Origin of the sequence: Nonomuraea candida (assembly GCF_000725485.1) — a bacterium.
GTDB lineage: Bacteria > Actinomycetota > Actinomycetes > Streptosporangiales > Streptosporangiaceae > Nonomuraea > Nonomuraea candida.
Genome location: NZ_JOAG01000010.1, coordinates 197,853 through 215,215 on the forward strand (window position 1 = coordinate 197,853; position 17,363 = coordinate 215,215).

18 protein-coding genes are annotated in these 17,363 nt (G+C 70.6%); 11 read left to right on the forward strand and 7 right to left on the reverse strand.

Translation table 11 applies throughout. The features are described from left to right. Positions 1-16: 16 nt before the first annotated feature. The 6 genes from IO39_RS10730 to pknB all read left to right on the forward strand — a co-directional run bounded on the left by IO39_RS10730 (position 17) and on the right by pknB (position 8,026). Entirely contained in the window at positions 17-487 is a 471-nt protein-coding gene (locus IO39_RS10730) for an FHA domain-containing protein FhaB/FipA (RefSeq protein WP_043619795.1), read from the forward strand. Further along, complete coding sequence (locus IO39_RS58840; protein WP_043619797.1) at positions 484-1,785, forward strand: Stp1/IreP family PP2C-type Ser/Thr phosphatase; 1,302 nt, start codon at positions 484-486, stop codon at positions 1,783-1,785. Before IO39_RS10730 ends, IO39_RS58840 begins: the two co-directional genes overlap by 4 nt. Next, a complete protein-coding gene (locus IO39_RS10740; RefSeq protein ID WP_043619799.1) occupies positions 1,786-3,207 on the forward strand; it encodes an FtsW/RodA/SpoVE family cell cycle protein in 1,422 nt (473 codons plus the stop codon). It begins immediately after the preceding gene. Further along, entirely contained in the window at positions 3,204-4,664 is a 1,461-nt protein-coding gene (locus tag IO39_RS10745; RefSeq protein WP_043619801.1) for a peptidoglycan D,D-transpeptidase FtsI family protein, read from the forward strand. Before IO39_RS10740 ends, IO39_RS10745 begins: the two co-directional genes overlap by 4 nt. A 21-nt stretch (positions 4,665-4,685) precedes the next feature. After that, positions 4,686-6,074: a serine/threonine-protein kinase gene (locus IO39_RS50470; protein ID WP_052422709.1), complete on the forward strand. Its 1,389-nt coding sequence runs from the start codon at positions 4,686-4,688 to the stop codon at positions 6,072-6,074. 83 nt (positions 6,075-6,157) lie between these two features. After that, the gene (gene pknB / locus IO39_RS10755; RefSeq protein ID WP_043619802.1) at positions 6,158-8,026 is read left to right on the forward strand and encodes a Stk1 family PASTA domain-containing Ser/Thr kinase; all 1,869 of its coding nucleotides are present in this window, start codon (positions 6,158-6,160) and stop codon (positions 8,024-8,026) included. Between the two features lie 265 nt (positions 8,027-8,291). Here pknB and IO39_RS10760 read toward each other — a convergent pair whose 3' ends face one another. The 3 genes from IO39_RS10760 to IO39_RS10765 all read right to left on the reverse strand — a co-directional run bounded on the left by IO39_RS10760 (position 8,292) and on the right by IO39_RS10765 (position 9,702). Then, positions 8,292-8,864, reverse strand: a complete 573-nt coding sequence (locus tag IO39_RS10760) for an anthranilate synthase component II (RefSeq protein WP_043619803.1) — start codon at positions 8,862-8,864, stop codon at positions 8,292-8,294. Next, the gene (locus tag IO39_RS56005; protein WP_169789045.1) at positions 8,861-9,019 is read right to left on the reverse strand and encodes a hypothetical protein; all 159 of its coding nucleotides are present in this window, start codon (positions 9,017-9,019) and stop codon (positions 8,861-8,863) included. Before IO39_RS56005 ends, IO39_RS10760 begins: the two co-directional genes overlap by 4 nt. A 71-nt stretch (positions 9,020-9,090) precedes the next feature. Continuing rightward, on the reverse strand, positions 9,091-9,702 hold the full coding sequence (locus IO39_RS10765; protein WP_043619966.1) for a class E sortase: 612 nt from the start codon (positions 9,700-9,702) through the stop codon (positions 9,091-9,093). A gap of 144 nt (positions 9,703-9,846) precedes the next feature. Here IO39_RS10765 and IO39_RS10770 point away from each other — a divergent pair, with 144 nt between their 5' ends. After that, entirely contained in the window at positions 9,847-10,095 is a 249-nt protein-coding gene (locus IO39_RS10770; protein ID WP_043619804.1) for a cell division protein CrgA, read from the forward strand. A 37-nt stretch (positions 10,096-10,132) separates the two neighbouring features. Here the strand turns inward: IO39_RS10770 and IO39_RS10775 are convergent, their stop codons facing one another. After that, positions 10,133-10,999, reverse strand: coding sequence for a rhomboid family intramembrane serine protease (locus tag IO39_RS10775; RefSeq protein WP_043619806.1), 867 nt, complete (start codon positions 10,997-10,999; stop codon positions 10,133-10,135). Positions 11,000-11,089: 90 nt separating this feature from the next. Further along, positions 11,090-11,626: a peptidylprolyl isomerase gene (locus IO39_RS10780; protein ID WP_043619808.1), complete on the reverse strand. Its 537-nt coding sequence runs from the start codon at positions 11,624-11,626 to the stop codon at positions 11,090-11,092. A 184-nt stretch (positions 11,627-11,810) separates the two neighbouring features. Here IO39_RS10780 and IO39_RS10785 point away from each other — a divergent pair, with 184 nt between their 5' ends. Together IO39_RS10785 and IO39_RS10790 are read left to right on the forward strand one after the other, a co-directional pair. Beyond that, positions 11,811-12,281, forward strand: a complete 471-nt coding sequence (locus IO39_RS10785) for a YtxH domain-containing protein (RefSeq protein ID WP_052422710.1) — start codon at positions 11,811-11,813, stop codon at positions 12,279-12,281. Positions 12,282-12,379: 98 nt separating this feature from the next. Then, positions 12,380-13,453, forward strand: a complete 1,074-nt coding sequence (locus tag IO39_RS10790) for an Rv3169 family protein (protein WP_043619810.1) — start codon at positions 12,380-12,382, stop codon at positions 13,451-13,453. Between the two features lie 34 nt (positions 13,454-13,487). On the opposite strand, the gene IO39_RS10795 is transcribed toward IO39_RS10790, so the two are convergent. Then, a complete protein-coding gene (locus IO39_RS10795; RefSeq protein WP_043619812.1) occupies positions 13,488-14,021 on the reverse strand; it encodes a hypothetical protein in 534 nt (177 codons plus the stop codon). 125 nt (positions 14,022-14,146) lie between these two features. Between IO39_RS10795 and IO39_RS10800 the strand changes: the two genes are divergently transcribed. Both IO39_RS10800 and IO39_RS10805 read left to right on the forward strand, forming a co-directional pair. Then, a complete protein-coding gene (locus IO39_RS10800) occupies positions 14,147-14,818 on the forward strand; it encodes a response regulator transcription factor (RefSeq protein ID WP_043619813.1) in 672 nt (223 codons plus the stop codon). Positions 14,819-14,861: 43 nt separating this feature from the next. After that, on the forward strand, positions 14,862-16,322 hold the full coding sequence (locus tag IO39_RS10805) for a sensor histidine kinase (protein WP_245641906.1): 1,461 nt from the start codon (positions 14,862-14,864) through the stop codon (positions 16,320-16,322). On the opposite strand, the gene IO39_RS10810 is transcribed toward IO39_RS10805, so the two are convergent. Then, entirely contained in the window at positions 16,266-17,363 is a 1,098-nt protein-coding gene (locus IO39_RS10810) for a GNAT family N-acetyltransferase (protein WP_043619816.1), read from the reverse strand. The genes IO39_RS10805 and IO39_RS10810 overlap by 57 nt on opposite strands.

A 17,363-nucleotide genomic window follows, 5' to 3' on the forward strand; every position in this document is an offset into this window, starting at 1 on the left:
GGTAGACAAACGGTCCATGTCCGAGCTCACGCTGCTGCTGATCCGGCTCGCTTTCCTGGCGGTGCTGTGGTTCTTCGTCATTGCCGCAGTCGGCGTGATCCGGACTGACTTGTTCGGCTCACGTACGGCTCCCGCGGGTGGGCGCAAAAGCGCCAAACCCGCCAAACCGGTGGTCAAGCCCAAGAGCAAGAAGGGCGAGCCACGCCAGCTCATCGTCACCGGTGGCCCTCTCCAAGGCACCACCATCAACCTCACGGAGACGCCCATCACCATTGGCCGGGCGAATGACGCCACGCTGGTAGTCACCGACGACTACGCTTCCAGCCGGCATGCCCGGCTCTTCCCTCAGGACGGTCAATGGATCGTGGAAGATCTTGGGTCCACCAACGGCACGTATCTCGACCGCTCGAAAGTCACCCGCCCGACCCCGGTGCCGCTCGGTGTTCCGATCCGCGTCGGCAAAACAGTCATTGAATTGCGCAAATGACCATCGCACTCCGCTACGCCGCCCGCTCGGACGTCGGCCTCCTCCGCGAAGGAAACGAGGACTCGGCGTACGCTAGCGGCCGCCTGCTCGCCGTCGCCGACGGCATGGGCGGGCACGCACACGGCGAGGTGGCGAGCTCAGTCGCCATCGCCGCCATGGCCTCTCTGGAAGAGGCCCAACAGGGGGGTGACCTGCTCAACGCCATCGAGGCAGCGGTACGCGACGCCAACCGCAAGCTGCACGAAATGGTGGGGCGGGATCCCAGCCTCAAAGGCATGGGCACGACTCTGACGGCCATGCTCTGGAACGGCACCCAGGTCGCGCTGGTGCACGTCGGCGACTCGCGCGCCTACCTGCTCAGACGCGGGGAGCTCTACCAGATCACGCATGACCACACGCTGGTGCAGCAGCTCGTCGACGACGGGCGCATCACGCCGGAAGAGGCGGCCACGCATCCGCAGCGCTCGATCCTGCTGCGCGCGCTCGACGGCAGCGGCGAGGTCGATCCCGACCTCACGCTCCGCGAGGCGCAGGTGGGCGATCGCTACCTGCTTTGTTCGGACGGTCTGTCGGGCGTGGTCAGCGCGGAGACGCTGCACGCCACGCTGACCAACATCGACGACCCGGAGGAGGTCGTCCGCCAGCTCATCGACCTGGCGAACCGAGGGGGCGGGCCCGACAACATCACGTGCGTGCTCGCCGACGTGCTGGAGATCGGCGACGGGCAGCAGCTGCCCGCCGAGGCCGCCGTGGTCGGCGCGGCGGGCATGAACCGCCTGCACGATGACCCCCAGGAGACCTCGCCGGGGCGAGCGAGCGCGGTGACCGCGCCCCAGCCGGTGCTCTCCGACGACGACTTCGATGAGCCGGTCGCGCAGGCGACCCGGCGCTCGGGGAGGCGTCGCCGGGTGTGGCCCGTGCTGGTCACCGTGCTCGGCGTGGGCGTCGTCGGCGTCGCGGCCGGCGGATATTTCGGTTATCAGTGGACCCAGGACCAGTTCTTCGTCGGGGCCAGGGGCGACGAAGTGGTCGTGTTCCAGGGCATCCAGAAGGAGGTGGGGCCGTTCCAGCTCTTCCACGTCTCCCAGCCCACGGGCAAGAAGCTCTCCCAGTTGTCCGAGGCCGACCGCGCGCTGATCAAGAGCGGCATCCCGGTCACCACCGTCGCCGAAGGCGTAACGAGGATCAACAGGTTGAATTTCGCCGAGGAAGAATCCAAGGAAGAGCCCACCACGGAGGCGAGCGACTCCCCCAAGTCGACCGCCACCCCCACCGCGACCAAGACGAAGCAGCAGTAAATGAGCGAAGCCGCCGTCGATCCCGTCCCGATGCCCGCCAAGCGGCGCGGGGCCCAGTTGTTCATGCTCGCGCTCGCGGTGGTCATCGTCATGGGCGCCTACGCCAACGTGGGCCTGGCGATGGACGGGCAGATCCCCGCGGGCATGCTGACGTACGGGCTCGGGCTGGGCGGCCTGATGCTGGCCGCCTACCTGGTGCTGGCCAAGTTCGCCCCGTGGGCCGACCCGCTGATCCTGCCGCTGGTGACCGTCATCAACGGCCTCGGCCTGGTGATGATCTACCGGCTGGAGGCCGGCGGCATGCCGCTGGCCTCGGCCACCAACCAGATCATGTGGACGGCCGTCGGGGTCGTGATGTTCACCGTCACCCTGATCGTGCTGCGCGACCATCGCGCGCTCCAGCGGCTCACCTACACCGCGGGCGCCGTCGGCATGGTCCTGCTGGCGCTCCCGGCGGTCCTGCCGGGCAGCATCAGCGAGGTCCAGGGCGCCAAGATCTGGATCCGGTTCGGTGACTTCGCCTCCATCCAGCCGGGCGAGTTCGCCAAGCTGCTGCTCGTCGTCTTCTTCGCCGGCTACCTGGTCGCCAAGCGCGACGTGCTGGCGCTGGCCGGGCGGCGGCTGCTCTTCATCGACCTGCCCCGGGCCAGGGACCTCGGCCCCGTCCTGGTCACCTGGGGGCTCAGCCTGCTCGTCCTGGTCTTCGAGAAGGACCTGGGCACCTCGCTGCTGCTGTTCGGCACGTTCATCGCGATGCTCTACATCGCCACCCAGCGCACCTCGTGGGTGCTGATCGGCGTGCTGCTCTTCGTCGGCGGCGCGTATATGGCGGGGCTGGTCTTCGACCACGTGGGCGCCCGGTTCGACGCCTGGCTCGACCCGGCCAACCCGATCCATTACGGCAACGCCGACATCTGCCAGCAAGACCCGCCCGGCGACCCGATGTGCAGCAAGAGCTACCAGATCATGCAGGGCCTGTTCGGGTTCGGCGCGGGCGGCATCCTCGGCACCGGGCTGGCCCAGGGTCACCCCGACGAGATCCCGCTGTCGTTCTCCGACTTCATCTTCGCCGCGACGGGCGAGGAGCTGGGCCTGACCGGCCTGATGGCGCTGCTGATGATCTACGCGCTGCTGGTCGAGCGGGGCCTGCGCACCGGGCTCGCGGCCCGCGACCCGTTCTCCAAGCTGCTGGCGGGCGGCCTGTCGTTCATCCTCGCCTGGCAGGTGTTCATCATCGTCGGCGGTGTGACCAACCTCATCCCGCTGACCGGCCTGGTCACCCCCTTCATGTCCCAGGGCGGCTCGGCGCTGCTGGCTAACTGGATCCTTATCGCGCTCCTGGTACGCATGTCTGATGCGGCGCGCAGGCCTCCGCCCCAGGCGATCCAGAACGAAGGACTGACGCAGGTGTTCCAGCGATGAATCGCACTCTGAAGCGCGCGGCCGTGGCCTGCCTGGCCATGTTCGCGCTCCTGATGGTCAACGTGAACATCCTCCAGGCCGTCCGCGCCGAGGGGCTGCAGGACGACGCCCGCAACAGGCGCAACTTCTTCGAGCGCTACGCGATCGAGCGGGGCCGCATCACGGCCGGTGGCAAGGTGCTGGCGCAGTCGGTGGAGACGGACAGCAAGGAGTTCCGGTTCATCCGGAAATATCCGGATGCCCGCCTGTACGCGCACGTGACCGGCTTCTTTTCGCCCGAGAGCGCCGACGCGATCGAGGCGACCGAGAACCAGCTGCTCGACGGCTCCAGCGCCGACCTGCTGCTGCGCCGCAGCATCGACCTGTTCACCGGCGAGCCGACCAGGGGCGCCAGCGTCGAGCTGACGATCAACCCCAAGGCCCAGAAGGCGGCCTACGACGCGCTGCGCCAGAGCGGCAAGCGCGGGGCCGTGGTCGCGATGGACCCGAAGACCGGCGGCATCCTGGCGATGGTGTCGCTGCCGACGTACGACCCGGCCGAGCTGTCGGGCACCAACAAGGGCAAGGTCTTCACCCGCTACGACGAGCTGGCCAAGGACAAGAGCCAGCCGCTGCTGAACCGCACCATCGCGCAGACCTACCCGCCCGGCTCGACGTTCAAGGTCGTGACGATGGCGGCCTACCTGGAGGACGACCCCTCGCGCACGCCGCAGACCACGGTGGAGGCGCCGCAGAACCTGCCGCTGCCGGGCACGAACATCAGCCTGCCCAACTACGGCGGCTCGGCCTGCGGCAGCGGCCGGGTCACGCTGGTCTTCGCGCTGGAGAAGTCCTGCAACACGCCCTTCGGCTCGATGGGCATGGAGCTGGGCTACGACGCCATGAAGGAGCAGACCGAGAAGTTCGGCATGGGCAAGCCGCTGAGCGTGCCCATGCCCGTGGCGCAGAGCGACTTCGGCAAGCAGGAGGGCAAGGACGCCCTGGCCATGGCCTCCATCGGGCAGCGCAGCAACCGGATGACGCCGCTGCAGATGGCCATGATCGCGGCCGGCATCGCCAATGACGGGACGGTGATGAAGCCGTACCTCGTGAGCAAGGTCACCGACGCCAAGGGTGACACCATCGAGGAGGCCGAGCAGGACGAATGGACGCAGGCCGTCAGTTCCGAGACGGCGGCCAAGCTGCGCGAGATGATGGTGAGCGTCGTCAACAACGGCACCGCGAACCTCGCGCAGGTCCCCGGCGTCCAAGTAGGGGGTAAGACGGGCACGGCGGAGACGTCCGACAATCAGCCGCCGCATGCCTGGTTCATCTCCTTCGCCCCCGCGGAGGACCCGAAGGTGGCCCTCGCGGTCATCGTCGAGTCCGGCGCGGCCCGGGTCGGGGCGGAGGCGACCGGCGGCCACACCGCCGCGCCGATCGCAAAGGCCGTGATGGAGGCGGTGCTGAACAAGTGAGTGACGGTAACCTGCTGGGTCATGCGGCTCCGTAACCGCTACCTCCTGCTCTCCCGCATCGCCACGGGCGGTATGGGAGAGGTGTGGCGTGCCCGCGACGAGCTGCTCGGGCGCGAGGTGGCGGTGAAGATCCTGCGCAGCCACATCTACGCCGACCCCAGCTTCCGCGAGCGCTTCCGCAACGAGGCGCGCCTCACCGCGGCGCTGGCCGACCCCGGCGTGGCCCAGATCTTCGACTACGGCGAGCAGAGCGAGCTGGCCTACCTCGTCATGGAGCTGGTGCACGGCGAGCCGCTTTCGGCCATCCTGGCGCGCAACGGCGCGGTGGGGCCGGAGGTGGCGCTCGACGTGCTGCACCAGACGGCCAAGGCGCTGCACGCCGCCCATGCCGCCGGGATCATCCACCGCGACATCAAGCCGGGCAACCTGCTGGTCACGCCCGAGGGCACCATCAAGGTGACCGACTTCGGCATCGCGCGCGCCCTGGAGGCCGCGCCGGTGACGCAGACCGGCACGGTGCTGGGCACGGCGCAATACGTCAGCCCCGAGCAGGCGCAGGGCTTCCCGCTCACGCCCTCGACGGACCTCTACTCGCTGGGCGTGGTGGCCTACGAGTGCCTGGCGGGGCGCACGCCGTTCCGCGGGGACAACCAGGTGGCCATCGCGCTGCAGCACCTCAGCGAGCCGCCGGCGCCGCTCGGCGCCGACGTGCCCGCGCCGGTGCGCGAGCTGGTCATGTCGCTGCTGGCCAAGGAGCCCGAGCAGCGCCCCGCCACGGCGCTGGAGGTGGCCGACCGCGCCTACCTGCTGCGCGAGTCACTGGCCGGGCCGGAGCAGAGCGCCGAGCTGAGCATGCTCACCGACCCGGCCGGCTTCCGGGTGCGCGAGCCGGCCCCCATCGACGACCTGACGACCGACGACCTCAACCCGGCCACCACCCTGCAGCGGCCGCCGCCGCCCGCGGGCCGGCGCAACAGGGGCGTGCGGACGATGCTGGCCCTGGTCGCAGCGGCGGGGTGCGTGGCGGCGGTGGGGCTCACCGCGGTCTCGCTGGCCAACAGGGGAGAGACGGTCGCGCCGCCGCCCGAGATGGCGGAGCCGTCGGAGTCGCCCACGGTGGAGCCGACGCCGCAGAAGGTGAAGCCGACGAAGACGCGGATCCGGACCCGGACTCCGCAACCGCCGGTGGTGGTTCCGCCGAAGTCGACGGAGCCTATACCCTCGCCGTCGGCTACCGTAAGCAAGTCGGCTACTCCCACCAAGAAGCCGACGCCGAAACCGACCCCGACTCCGACCCGGACCACCCCTACGCCCACCCCGACCCCAACGCCAACCACTACACCGACAACGCCGACACCCACCGCCTCGCCGGACCCGGGTGATACAAACCCGCCCAAGGAGGAGACGTGATGCGCCATGGGGTCGATGATGGACACCGGCGGCCCCCCGAGCAGGCCGGTACCCAAGATGAACGGTAAGGGACAGTGCAGGAAATGACTCAGCCTCGGCTACTCGGAGGTCGCTACGAGCTCGACGGTGTCGTCGGGCGCGGCGGCATGGCCGAGGTGTATCGCGCCCGAGACATCCGGCTGGACCGCATAGTCGCGATCAAGACCCTCCGCTCCGACCTGGCGCGCGACCACACCTTCCAGGCCCGGTTCCGCCGTGAGGCGCAGTCGGCGGCCTCCCTCAACCACCCGGCCGTCGTCGCGGTCTATGACACCGGCGAAGACGTCACCGACGGCACCCCGGTGCCCTACATCGTGATGGAATACGTCGACGGCCGGACGCTGCGCGACCTGCTGCGCCAGGACCGGCGGCTGCTGCCCGAGCGCGCCGCCGAGCTGGTCGACGGCATCCTGCGCGCCCTCGACTACAGCCACCGCGGCGGCATCGTGCACCGCGACATCAAGCCGGCCAACGTGATGATCACGCGCGCGGGCGACGTCAAGGTGATGGACTTCGGCATCGCGCGCGCGATGGCCGACTCCGCGGCCACGATGACGCAGACGGCCCAGGTCATCGGCACGGCGCAATACCTGTCGCCCGAGCAGGCGCGCGGCGAGCGGGTCGACGCGCGCAGCGACATCTACTCCACCGGCTGCGTGCTGTACGAGCTGCTGACCGGCCAGCCGCCGTTCACCGGCGACTCCCCGGTCGCGATCGCCTACCAGCACGTGCGCGAGGAGCCCATCCCGCCCTCGCAGATCGACCCCGAGATCCCGCAGTGGGCCGACGCGATCGTGCTCAAGGCCATGGCCAAGGACCCGGCGCACCGCTACCAGAACGCCGGGGAGATGCGCGCCGACATCCAGCGCGCGATGTCCGGCATGCCGGTCGACGCCCAGACGATGGCCATGACGAGCAACTTCGGCCAGGGCACGCGCATGATGACCGCGGCCCAGGCGGCCCAGGGCCCGGCCACGCAGCGCACCAGCGCCGTCCCGCCCTACGAGTACGGCGACGACGACGGCGGTGGCCGCGGCGGGCGGCGCCGGGCGAGCGGCGGCGGCAACGCGCTCAAGACGGCCTTGTGGATCATCATCCCGCTGCTGATCATCGGCGCGTTCATCACGGTCGGCTACGTCGTGTTCAGCGGCCGGGGCACGCCCGCCGACACGCAGGTCACGATCCCGGCCCTGGCCTCGCAGGAGCAGGATTACGCCAAGTCCGAGCTCGAGAAGCTGGAGCTCAACGTCCAGGTGGTCCAGGAGTTCAGCTCCGAGATCGAGAAGGGCGCCGTGATCAGGACGGAGCCCGACGCCAACACCAAGGTCGACAAGGGCTCCCCGGTCAAGCTGGTCGTCTCCAAGGGCACCGAGAAGGTCAAGGTCCCCGACGGCCTGATCGGCGTCAAACAGGCCGACGCCGAGGCGCTCCTGGAGGAGAGCGGGCTGCGCAGCGTCATCAAGACGCGCAACTCCACCAGGCCCCAGGGCACGGTCATCGCCACCGACCCCAAGGCCGGCCAGGAGGTCGAGAAGGGCGGCACGGTCACCCTCTTCGTGCCCAAGGAGCTCGGCGAGGTGCCCAGCGTGGTCGGCCTCACCGAGGAGGACGCCATCGCGCAGCTCAAGGGCGCGGGCTTCAAGACGCGGACCGACAGGCAGCCCAGCGACCAGCCCGAGGGCACCGTGTTCCAGCAGAACCCGCCGGAGGGCACCAAGCTGGCGCCGGGCACCACGATCACGATCACGGTGTCCACCGGTCCCGAGGACACGGCGCCGCCGCCCACCACCGACGTGCCGACCGACGACTTCCCGTCGGACCAGCCGACCGACGACTTCCCGTCACAGGATGACCCGCCGACCGACGACAACCCGATCGGCGACGACGGGCTCGGCGGCGGCTTCGGCGGCTGAGGTCCACGCGGAGGGCCGTCCGTTCCCTGAGCGGGGATGGACGGCCCTCGGCCTGTCCTGGGCGCTCTGGGTGGCTCTCAGGGGTGCGCGGGAGCTCGGGCGGCGGCGTCGCCGCACGCACCGGCGGGGTGGGCACGCGGCGGTGAGGTGCGCGGCGAGGAAGTGAGCACGCGGCCGGTGAGGTGCGCGGACGCGAGAACGCCCCCGCCGCTCGGGGGCAACGGCGGGGACGCTCACTTGTACGTCGCTCTGCGCGAGACTTGTGTTACACGATTCTTCGCAGCCAATTTCCCAGCAGCCGGTGCCCGTGTTCGGAGAGCACGGACTCGGGGTGGAACTGCACGCCCTCGATGGGCGCGGTGCGGTGCCGCAGGCCCATGACCACGCCGTCGTCGGTGCGGGCGGTCACGTCGAGCACCTCCGGCACGGTCTCGGGCAGCACGGCCAGCGAGTGGTAGCGGGTCATCCGCACCGGCGAGGGCAGCGCCTCGAACACGCCCCGGCCGTCGTGCGCGATGGCGCTGGTGCGGCCGTGGAAGAGGTCGGGCGCGCGGGTCACGGTGGCGCCGTAGGCCACGGCGATGGCCTGGTGGCCGAGGCAGACGCCGAGCAGCGGCCGGCCGGTCCCGGCCGCGTGGCGGACCAGGGGCACGCTCACGCCGGCCGCCTCGGGGGTGCCGGGGCCGGGGCTGATGAGCACGCCGTCGAAGCCGTCGGCGTCGTGCACGCGCACGTCGTCGCGGGGCCGCACGTCGCAGTCGGCGCCCAGCTCGCGCAGGTATTGCACGATGGTGTGCACGAAGCTGTCGTGGTTGTCCACGACCAGCACCCTGCTCATTTCTCGACGGTCACCTCATCCAGCGTCACGGCGGGCTCCAGCAGCGGGAACACGACATACCAGAGTACGGCCACGACGGCCGCGAGCAGCACGACGGCCGTCAGCGCCCGCGTGCGCGGGCGGCCGGGCAGCTTGCGCCAGAGCCAGGCGTACATGTCACTCCTCGCCGGTCACTCGTTGCGGGTCACTCGTTGCGGGTCACTCTTTGCGGGTCACTCTTTGCGGGTCACTCTTTGCGCGGTTCGGTCTCCTTCAGCACGCCGTAGACGATGAGCCGTTCGGCGGCCGAGTATTCGGGGTGGCAGGTGGACAGTGTGATGAAGGCCCGGATGGGGCGGATGTCGGGCTTGCCGGGCACGGGGGCCAGCACCTCGATCTCGTCGGGGCGCACGATGTCCTGGGAGGTCACGCGGTAGGTGTAGCGGGCCTCGCGGGCCTCGACCACGATCTCGTCGTCGCGTTCGAGCTCGTCGATCTCCCGGAACGGCGCCGCGTAGGTGGTGCGGTGCCCCGACAACACGAAGTTGCCCGTCTGGCCCGGCATGGCGCTGTCGGGGTAGTGCCCCGGGCCCTTCTTGAGCTGTTCGGCGCCCACGCCCTCGACCACGGCGTACTGGTAGTCGCGGCCCAGCTTCGGGATGCGCAGCAGCGCCACGGCCCGGCCGAGCTCGATCCGGTCAAGCTTGCCGGCGTTCTCGCGCTCCAGCTCCCGCTTGAGCAGGAGCTGCTGGCTCTGGGTGTAGGCGCCGGTGCCCCAGAGCAGGTAGGCGCAGAACAGCATGAGGATCAGGCCCGCGGTGATGCTCGTCTCCCCCACGGCCCGGAGCGTGGCCCGCATTCGCTCAGGGTATTCGCGGATGTCGCGGGGCCAGGGGATCGCCATGTCGTGCGCGTGGCGACTATCCTGGGGCACGCTTCAACTACGCTTAACGAAGAGCCTGTGGACGATCCGGATGCCCAGGCCCTCAGCAGGAGTTACCCAGTGCCCAAGTCCAAGGCTCGCAACAAGAAGGCGGTCTACACTCCGCCGCAGAGGTCTCAGCAGGTCAAGGTCAGCCCGCGCTGGCTGGCGCCGACCATGGTCGTCGCATGGATCATCGGCATCCTGTGGATCGCGATCTACTACGTCGCCCCGCAGGCGCCCTTCTTCAGCGACCTCCAGAACTGGAATCTGCTGATCGGGTTTGTTTTCATCATCTTCGGTGTGGTGCTTTCCACCCGCTGGCGTTAGTTCTTTCCACAGTCTTTTCCACAGCCTGGGGAAGAGGTCAGACCGCGGCGAGGATCGCCGAGGTCCTGACCACCACGAGCACGGCCAGCAGGGCCAGCGCTCCCGCGATCGCCACCACCTGCCAGAGGGTGCGGTTGTTCTTGGGAGCGTAGGCCAGCGCCCCCGCCAGCAGCGATCCCGTGACGAGGCCGCCGATGTGGCCGGTCCAGCTGATGCCCGAGACCAGGAACGTGATCGCCAGGTTGAGCGCGATGAGCACGGCGATGCCGCGCACGTCCATGTTGAGCCGGCGACCCACCACGAAGACCGCGCCGAACAGACCGAAGATCGCGCCCGAGGCGCCGACGGTCGGCTGGTTGAGCGGGTCGAGCCAGAGGCCGAGCACCGAGCCGCCGAGCGCGCTGATCGCGTAGATGGCGATGTAGCGCACGTGGCCGAAGGCGCGCTCCAGGTAGGGGCCGACGACGTAGAGCGCCCAGCAGTTGAACAGGATGTGGAAGACGCTGCCGTGCACGAAGGCAGCGCTGATCAGCCGGTAGTACTGGTCGCCGAGCGCCACTCCGGCCGGCCACATCGCCAGCTGCGCGGTGACCGCGTCGCCCGTGAGGTATTGCGCGCCGAAGATCAGCACGTTGACGGCGAGCAGGGCGTACGTGACGAACGGCGTGCGCACGACGTTGCCGCCGAACGTCGACCTGGCCGTGCGGAGGCCCTTGTTGCCCTCGGCCACGCACTCGGGGCACTGGAAGCCCACCGCGGCGTCACGCATGCAGTCGGGGCAGATCGGACGCTCGCAGCGTTGGCAGCGCACCCAGGTCTCCCTGTCGGGATGCCGGTAGCACGTGGGCACGGCCTCAGCGGGCTGCTCGGGGTGCGGGGGCGGGCTGGGCGGCTGGCTGGTCATGACCGAAAGCCTATGGCTTGTACGGGCGTGCCGGGCTCCCCCGCCGGGCCCCTTCTGGGTGGGCACGGCAGGGGAAGGGCCGCAAGTGCGTCAGGCCGGGACGCGGTCGATGGTGACCGACTCCAGGATGACGTCCTCCGTCGGACGGTCGCGGCGGTCGGTGCGGGTCTTGGCGATCGCGTCCACGACCTCCTGGCCCTCGACGACCTCGCCGAAGATGGTGTGCTTGCGGTTGAGGTGCGGAGTCGGCACGACCGTGATGAAGAACTGCGAGCCGTTGGTGCCCTTGCCGGCGCGGACGCCGGCGTTGGCCATGGCGAGCAGGTAGGGGCGGTCGAAGGAGAGCTCCGGGTGGATCTCGTCGTCGAACTCGTAGCCGGGGCCGCCGATGCCCTGGCCGAGCGGGTCGCCGCCCTGGATCATGAAACCGGAGATGACCCGGTGGAAGATCGTGCCGTCGTAGTAGCGCGCGGTGCTCTTCTCACCGGTGCCCGGATGCGTCCACTCGCGGGAGCCCTCGGCGAGCTCCACGAAGTTGCGCACCGTTTTCGGAGCCTTGGTGGGGAAGAGTTCTACCTTGATATTGCCGCGATTGGTCTGCAGGTTCGCGATCAGCTTCTCAGCCACGAGACAGCTGCCCCCCTCTATGCACAGGGTTGGTTTTGTGGTGTTTGAGGATTATGGCCGTTCGGCCTCCCGAGCCATCCTCCCATGGACGGCCATGATTGAGCCGCCTTGTCCAGGGAAGGTCAGGCTCGGGGCCCCAACGACAGGGGAGGTTGTCGTGTCCCTGAGAATGAGAAAACGCCGCGTGGTCATGGAAGTGCCCGCCACGTGGATGGGCCGAATGAAGGCCCAGGCCGTACGAACCGGCCAGCGCATGGCGCCCATGGCCGACCAGGCCAAGGTCGTCGCCGCGCACCGCATCGAGGACGCCCGCTACTGGGCGGCGCCGAGGCTGGAGTCGGCGGCGCACGGGTTCGAGGACCAGGTCGCACCCAAGGTCAGCGCCATGCTGACCGCGGCGGCCAGGAAGATCGACCCCAAGCCGTCGCAGTCGAGGCGGTGGCCGATGCTCGTACTGCTGACCGGCCTCGCGGTGGGGACGATCGGTTACATGTTCTATCGCCGCAACGCAGAGCAGTGGACCGAGCACATGAAGGACTCCGCCTCCGATGCCTCACGATGGGTCAATGAGAAGGCGGAACGGACATCGGAATCCGCTGACCGGTTGGCGGCCAACGTGTCGAACAAGGCGGATGAGGCATCTCGCAAGATGTAGTGATCTCGCCGGGAAGCGCGCCCTCGGATGGTCCGGGGGCGCGCTTCGGCCGTCCGGGGCCGTTGACCGCACACCAAGCGCTTGCTACAAACGCGACCATGGCGCTGTCACCGCTCGATGACCACCCCGTGCACCAGGCCGCCCAGGTCATGCGGCACGTGACCACCGGAGACCGCAACTTCTACGACCGCTACTACTTCAACTGCCACGCCGCCTCCGACGAGCTCATGCTGATCGTCGGCCTCGGCCAGTACCCCAACCTGGGCGTCACCGACGCCTTCGCCTGCGTGCGCACCCAGGAGCTGCACCGCGTCGTCCGGGCCTCGCGCGAGCTGGGCGCCGACCGGATGGACACCCGGATCGGCCCCTTCCGGGTCGAGGTGCTCGAAGGACTCAAACGGCTCAGGGTGGTGCTGGAGCCCAACGAGCACGGCCTGTCGTTCGACCTCCTGTGGGAGGGCACGATCCCGGTCGTGCTGGAGCCGCGGCACTTCCTGCGGTGGCAGGAGCGGGTGGTGTTCGACTCTGTACGGATGGCGCAGACCGGCCGGTGGACGGGGCACATCACGATCGGCGAGACGGAGATCCCCGTCACCCCCGACCGCTGGATGGGCACCAGGGACCGCTCCTGGGGCATCAGGCCGGTTGGCGAGCCCGAGCCGCCCGGGATCCAGGCCAAGAACCCCGGGACGTTCTACTGGCTCTACGCGCCGATGCGCTTCGACGACCACGCCGTGCTCTGCATCGTGCAGGAGGACGAGCAGGGGCGCAGGCTGCTGGAGGAGGCGGTGCGCGTGTGGCCGGACGGGCGGGAGGAGTATCTCGGCAGACCGGAGTACCGCCCGGTCTACGCCCCCGGCACCCGCGACGTCACCGAGGCCGTGATCGCGTTCGCGCCTCCCGGCGGCAAGCCGTTCGACGTGCGCTGCACGCCGCTGCTGCCGGTGCACCTCATGGTCGGCACCGGCTACGGGCTGGAGCAGGAGTGGCGGCATGGGATGTACCAGGGTCCCGGGCCGGTCGTGCAGGGTGTTACGTACCGGCTGCCCGACGACGCCGCCAGGATGTGGGGCCTGGTGGACGCCGTCGGGCGCTTCGAGTACGACGGGCTCGTCGGCCATGGTCTCTTCGAGTACTGGGCACTCGGACCGCACCCGTCGTTCGCCGGGTGATCCGGCATTCCACGAGCCGCCTTGGCGGTCGCGGCTACTCCGGCTTTTCGCAGACCACCTTGGCGGTCTTGGCCCAGCCCTCGACCGGGGCCGCCGCCTCGCCCGTCTCCGTGGGCAGAGCCGGCAGGGCCGGCATCGCCTTCACCACGTCACCGGGGGCGAGCTTCTCGATCTCCTCCGGCGTCAGCTTCCGGGTCTCCGCCGGGGCCACCTTCTCCAGCTTGCCGATCTTGCCGAGCTTCTCGAGCTCCTCCGGCGAGAGCGGCCTGATCTTGACCGCCTCGGGCGCCTCACCCTCGGGAAGCGCCGGCGCGGCCTCGCCCTCGGGAAGGGCCGGCGTGACGTGCGCGTCCGAGCCGATCCGCGCCACCTTGCCCTCGCGCCGGACCACGACGCCCTTCTCAGCGGGCAGCGCCTTGACCAGCTCGACCGTCCTGCCGTCGCTGGTCGTGCAGGTCACCTTGGTGTCCTCGGCGGGGGCGGGCCCGTCGGCCAGGGCGGAGCCGGCCAGGCCGGTGACGGTGAGCACGGCGACCGCGCCGAGCACCGCGAGACGTCGTTTGAACATGGAATCTCCTCGAACGGGGACGATCTGACGCCTCAGAGCGTGGCCCGGCGTACCTGAAGCGATCCTGAAGAGGGCATAAACGATCTTCAGCTTCGCTTTAGGTGCTCTGAGGCAGGCTGGACGGCGTGCGAGTGTTACTGGTGGAGGACGAGCAGCGGCTGGCCGACCTGATCAAGGGCGGGCTGGCAGGCGAGGGCTTCGCGGTGGACGTCGCCCACGACGGGCGCGACGGGTTGTGGCTGGCCACCGAGAACACCTATGACGTGATCGTCCTTGACGTGATGCTGCCCAGGCTGAACGGCTACGCGATCTGCTCCCGGCTGCGCGAGGCCGGCGACTGGACGCCGATCATGATGCTCACCGCCAAGGACGGCATCTACGACGAGGCCGAGGCCCTGGACAACGGGGCCGACGACTATCTGGCCAAGCCGTTCTCCTACGTCGTGCTGCTGGCCAGGCTGCGGGCGCTGGTGCGGCGGGGCGGGCGCGAGCGGCCGGTGTCGATCACCGTGGGCGACCTCGTGATCGATCCGGCCGGGCTGCGCTGCCGCAGGGGCGAGGCGGAGATCGCGCTGACGCCGAAGGAGTTCGCGGTGCTGCACGCGCTGGCGCGGCGGCCCGGGGAGGTGGTCTCCAAGAGCGAGCTGCTGGCCCAGGCGTGGGACTTCTCCTACGACGGCGATCCGAACATCGTCGAGGTCTACATCAGCGCCCTGCGCCGCAAGATCGACGTGCCCTTCGGCAGGACGACGCTCATGACCGTCCGCGGGGCCGGATACCGCCTGGAAGCGGCATGAGACGGCGCGGGGGTCGCGGGCAGCGGCTCGGGAGGGAGGGCGCGTGAGGCGGGCGGAGGGGTGGGCCGGGCTGTCGTCGGTGCGGTGGCGGGCGACGGCGGCGGCCACGCTCGTGGTGGCGCTGGCCCTGGGGGTCGCGGCCCTGGTGCTGGTCGCGGTGCTGCGCGGCAGCCTGGTGGACAGCGCGGACGCCGAGGCGGCCAGGAAGGCCACGGCGGCGGTGCCGTACGCGGAGACGTTGCAGCTCAAGCCCGTGACGCCCGTCGAGCGGACCGACGGGAAGGCCGACGGGAAGGCCGACGGGAAGCCCGGCGAGAAGCCCGACCCGACGGCCGGCGAGAAGACCGGCGGGAAGACCGGCGGTGAGCCCGGGAAGAAGACCGGCGGGGAGGAGGCCGTCGCGGCGCCGGTGGAGGTCGTGCCCGCGCGGCCCGCCGGGGCCGTGCAGGGCGAGGTGCGCCTGCGCGACGGCACGATGGCGCGGCTGGCCGACCCGGACCTGCTGGTCACGAAGAAGGCCGCGACGGCGCCGGCGTGGGCGGAGCCGGGTCAGTACGCGGTCGCGGCCATCGAGGTGGCCACCGTCGACGGCCCCGCCATGGTGTGGTCGCGGGTCTCGCTGGAGGGCGCGGAGCAGGCGCTGCAGACCCTGTACGGCGTGCTGCTGCCCGGCGTGCCCGCGCTGCTGGCCGTGGTGGCCGGGATGACGTGGCTCTCGGTGAACAGGGCGCTCGACCCGGTGGCCGCGATCCGCGCCAAGGTCGCCGACATCACGGCCCGCGACCTGGGGCAGCGCGTGCCCGTGCCGCGTTCGAAGGACGAGATCGCCGCGCTGGCGACCACCGTCAACGGCACCCTCGACCGGCTGGAGACGGCCGTGGAGCGGCACAAGCGGTTCGTCGCCGACGCCGCGCACGAGCTGCGCAGCCCCATCGCGACCCTGCGGGCCCGGCTGGAGCTGGCCGCGCCCAGCGAGCTGACCAAGGAGGCGCTGGCCGACGTCGAACGCCTCCAGTCCCTGGCCGCCGACCTGCTCATGCTGGCCAAGCTGGACGCGGGCGAGCCGCTGCGGGCCGCCGAGCTGGACCTGGGGCAGGTGGCGGCCGAGGCGGCGCTGCGCGCCCGGCGGCGGCCCGAGGTGCGGGTGGAGCTGGACGTCGAGCCGGACGTGGTGATGCACGGGTCGAACGCGCATCTCGACCGGCTGGTGACGAACCTGGTCGACAACGCCGTGCGGCACGCCGCCTCCACCGTACGGGTGCGCGTGGCGGCCGAGGAGGGCGCGGCCGTGCTGAAGGTGCGCGACGACGGGCCGGGGATCCCGCCCGGCCAGCGGGAGGCCGTGTTCGACCGCTTCACCCGGCTGGACGAGGCGCGGGCCAGGGACGCGGGCGGGGCCGGGCTCGGGCTGCCCATCGCCCGCGACATCGCGCACCTGCACGACGGCTCACTCGTGTACGCCGGCGCCGGGTTCGTGGCCCGTTTCCCGTTGCGGGAGGGTTAGGGCGTAGACGGTGCTGCGTCTGGTGACGGTGAAGCCGGCCCGGGCGTAGACGCCGACGGCTCCCGTGGGGTTGTCGGGGTCGACGGTGAGCCCGGCGCGTTCGTACCCCTCCTCGGCGAGGGCGGCCAGCGCCCGCGCGACCAGCGCGCCCGCGACCCCTCTGCCGCGCCACTCCTTCAGCGTGCCGACGATGCGGATCCAGGCCAGGCGCACGCCGTCGCGGGCGCCGCGGGCCCCGGAGGAGTGCGTGATCAGCACGCCGACCGCCCGGCCCCGCGCCAGCGCCACGAACGAGCACTCCGGGCGGAAGCCCGCCGGGCCGGTGACGTGGACCGCCCAGCTCGCGGGGGTGTGCGGCACGGTGCCCCAGTGGTCGCGGAACGACTCGTTGCGCACGTGGCGGGCCCCGCCGTCCAGCTCGGGAGACCAGGCCACGATGGACACACCCGGCGGCGTCGCGATCGCGGGCAGGTCGGGCGGCGTGCCTGGTGGTGCCGTGGTCTCGGGCAGGCCGGGGGAAACGCCGGGGGTTCCGGTCCCGGGCGGGGCGATGGGCGCGTCTGGTGGCGTGCCGGTGGGCAGGCTCCGCTCCATGTCGGCGAAGCTGCGCACGGGGGTGAACCCGGCGGCGCGGGCCAGCGCCGCGATGCCGGGATTGCCGTCGTACGCCCACAGATGCACCTCCACCGGCACGCCGGGGAACGCCTTCTCCCCGAGCCGGGGCGCCGCCGCGACGGCCCAGTCCACGACGTGGCGGCCGAGCCCGCGCCTGCGGTAGGCCGGGTGCACCCCGCCCCACAGGCGCATGATGTGCACGCCGCCCTCCGCGGACTGCCTGGCGGGCAGGTGGCCGAACGCGATGACGCGGTCGCCGTCCCTGGCCGCGAGCGTGCCCTCCGCCAGGTCGAGCAGCGGGCTGGACAGCCGTTCGGCCAGGTCGCCCGCGTCGAAGACCTCGCCGGCGCGGTCGGCGGCCTCCACCTCGGCCCAGAACTCGGCCAGCCGGCCGGCGTCCTCACGCGTGAGCGGTCCCCATTCCAT

Bases quoted from the DNA above. Each gene is read 5' to 3' on its own strand.
- IO39_RS50470 (WP_052422709.1), top strand. From the start codon at position 4,686: ATGCGGCTCCGTAACCGCTACCTCCTGCTCTCCCGCATCGCCACGGGC.
- IO39_RS10745 (WP_043619801.1), top strand. From the start codon at position 3,204: ATGAATCGCACTCTGAAGCGCGCGGCCGTGGCCTGCCTGGCCATGTTC.
- IO39_RS10765 (WP_043619966.1), bottom strand. From the start codon at position 9,702: ATGCGGGCCACGCTCCGGGCCGTGGGGGAGACGAGCATCACCGCGGGC.
- IO39_RS10760 (WP_043619803.1), bottom strand. From the start codon at position 8,864: ATGAGCAGGGTGCTGGTCGTGGACAACCACGACAGCTTCGTGCACACC.
- IO39_RS10795 (WP_043619812.1), bottom strand. From the start codon at position 14,021: ATGTTCAAACGACGTCTCGCGGTGCTCGGCGCGGTCGCCGTGCTCACC.
- IO39_RS10730 (WP_043619795.1), top strand. From the start codon at position 17: ATGTCCGAGCTCACGCTGCTGCTGATCCGGCTCGCTTTCCTGGCGGTG.
- IO39_RS10775 (WP_043619806.1), bottom strand. From the start codon at position 10,999: ATGACCAGCCAGCCGCCCAGCCCGCCCCCGCACCCCGAGCAGCCCGCT.
- IO39_RS10740 (WP_043619799.1), top strand. From the start codon at position 1,786: ATGAGCGAAGCCGCCGTCGATCCCGTCCCGATGCCCGCCAAGCGGCGC.
- IO39_RS56005 (WP_169789045.1), bottom strand. From the start codon at position 9,019: ATGTACGCCTGGCTCTGGCGCAAGCTGCCCGGCCGCCCGCGCACGCGG.
- pknB (WP_043619802.1), top strand. From the start codon at position 6,158: ATGACTCAGCCTCGGCTACTCGGAGGTCGCTACGAGCTCGACGGTGTC.
- IO39_RS10810 (WP_043619816.1), bottom strand. From the start codon at position 17,363: ATGGAATGGGGACCGCTCACGCGTGAGGACGCCGGCCGGCTGGCCGAG.
- IO39_RS10790 (WP_043619810.1), top strand. From the start codon at position 12,380: ATGGCGCTGTCACCGCTCGATGACCACCCCGTGCACCAGGCCGCCCAG.
- IO39_RS58840 (WP_043619797.1), top strand. From the start codon at position 484: ATGACCATCGCACTCCGCTACGCCGCCCGCTCGGACGTCGGCCTCCTC.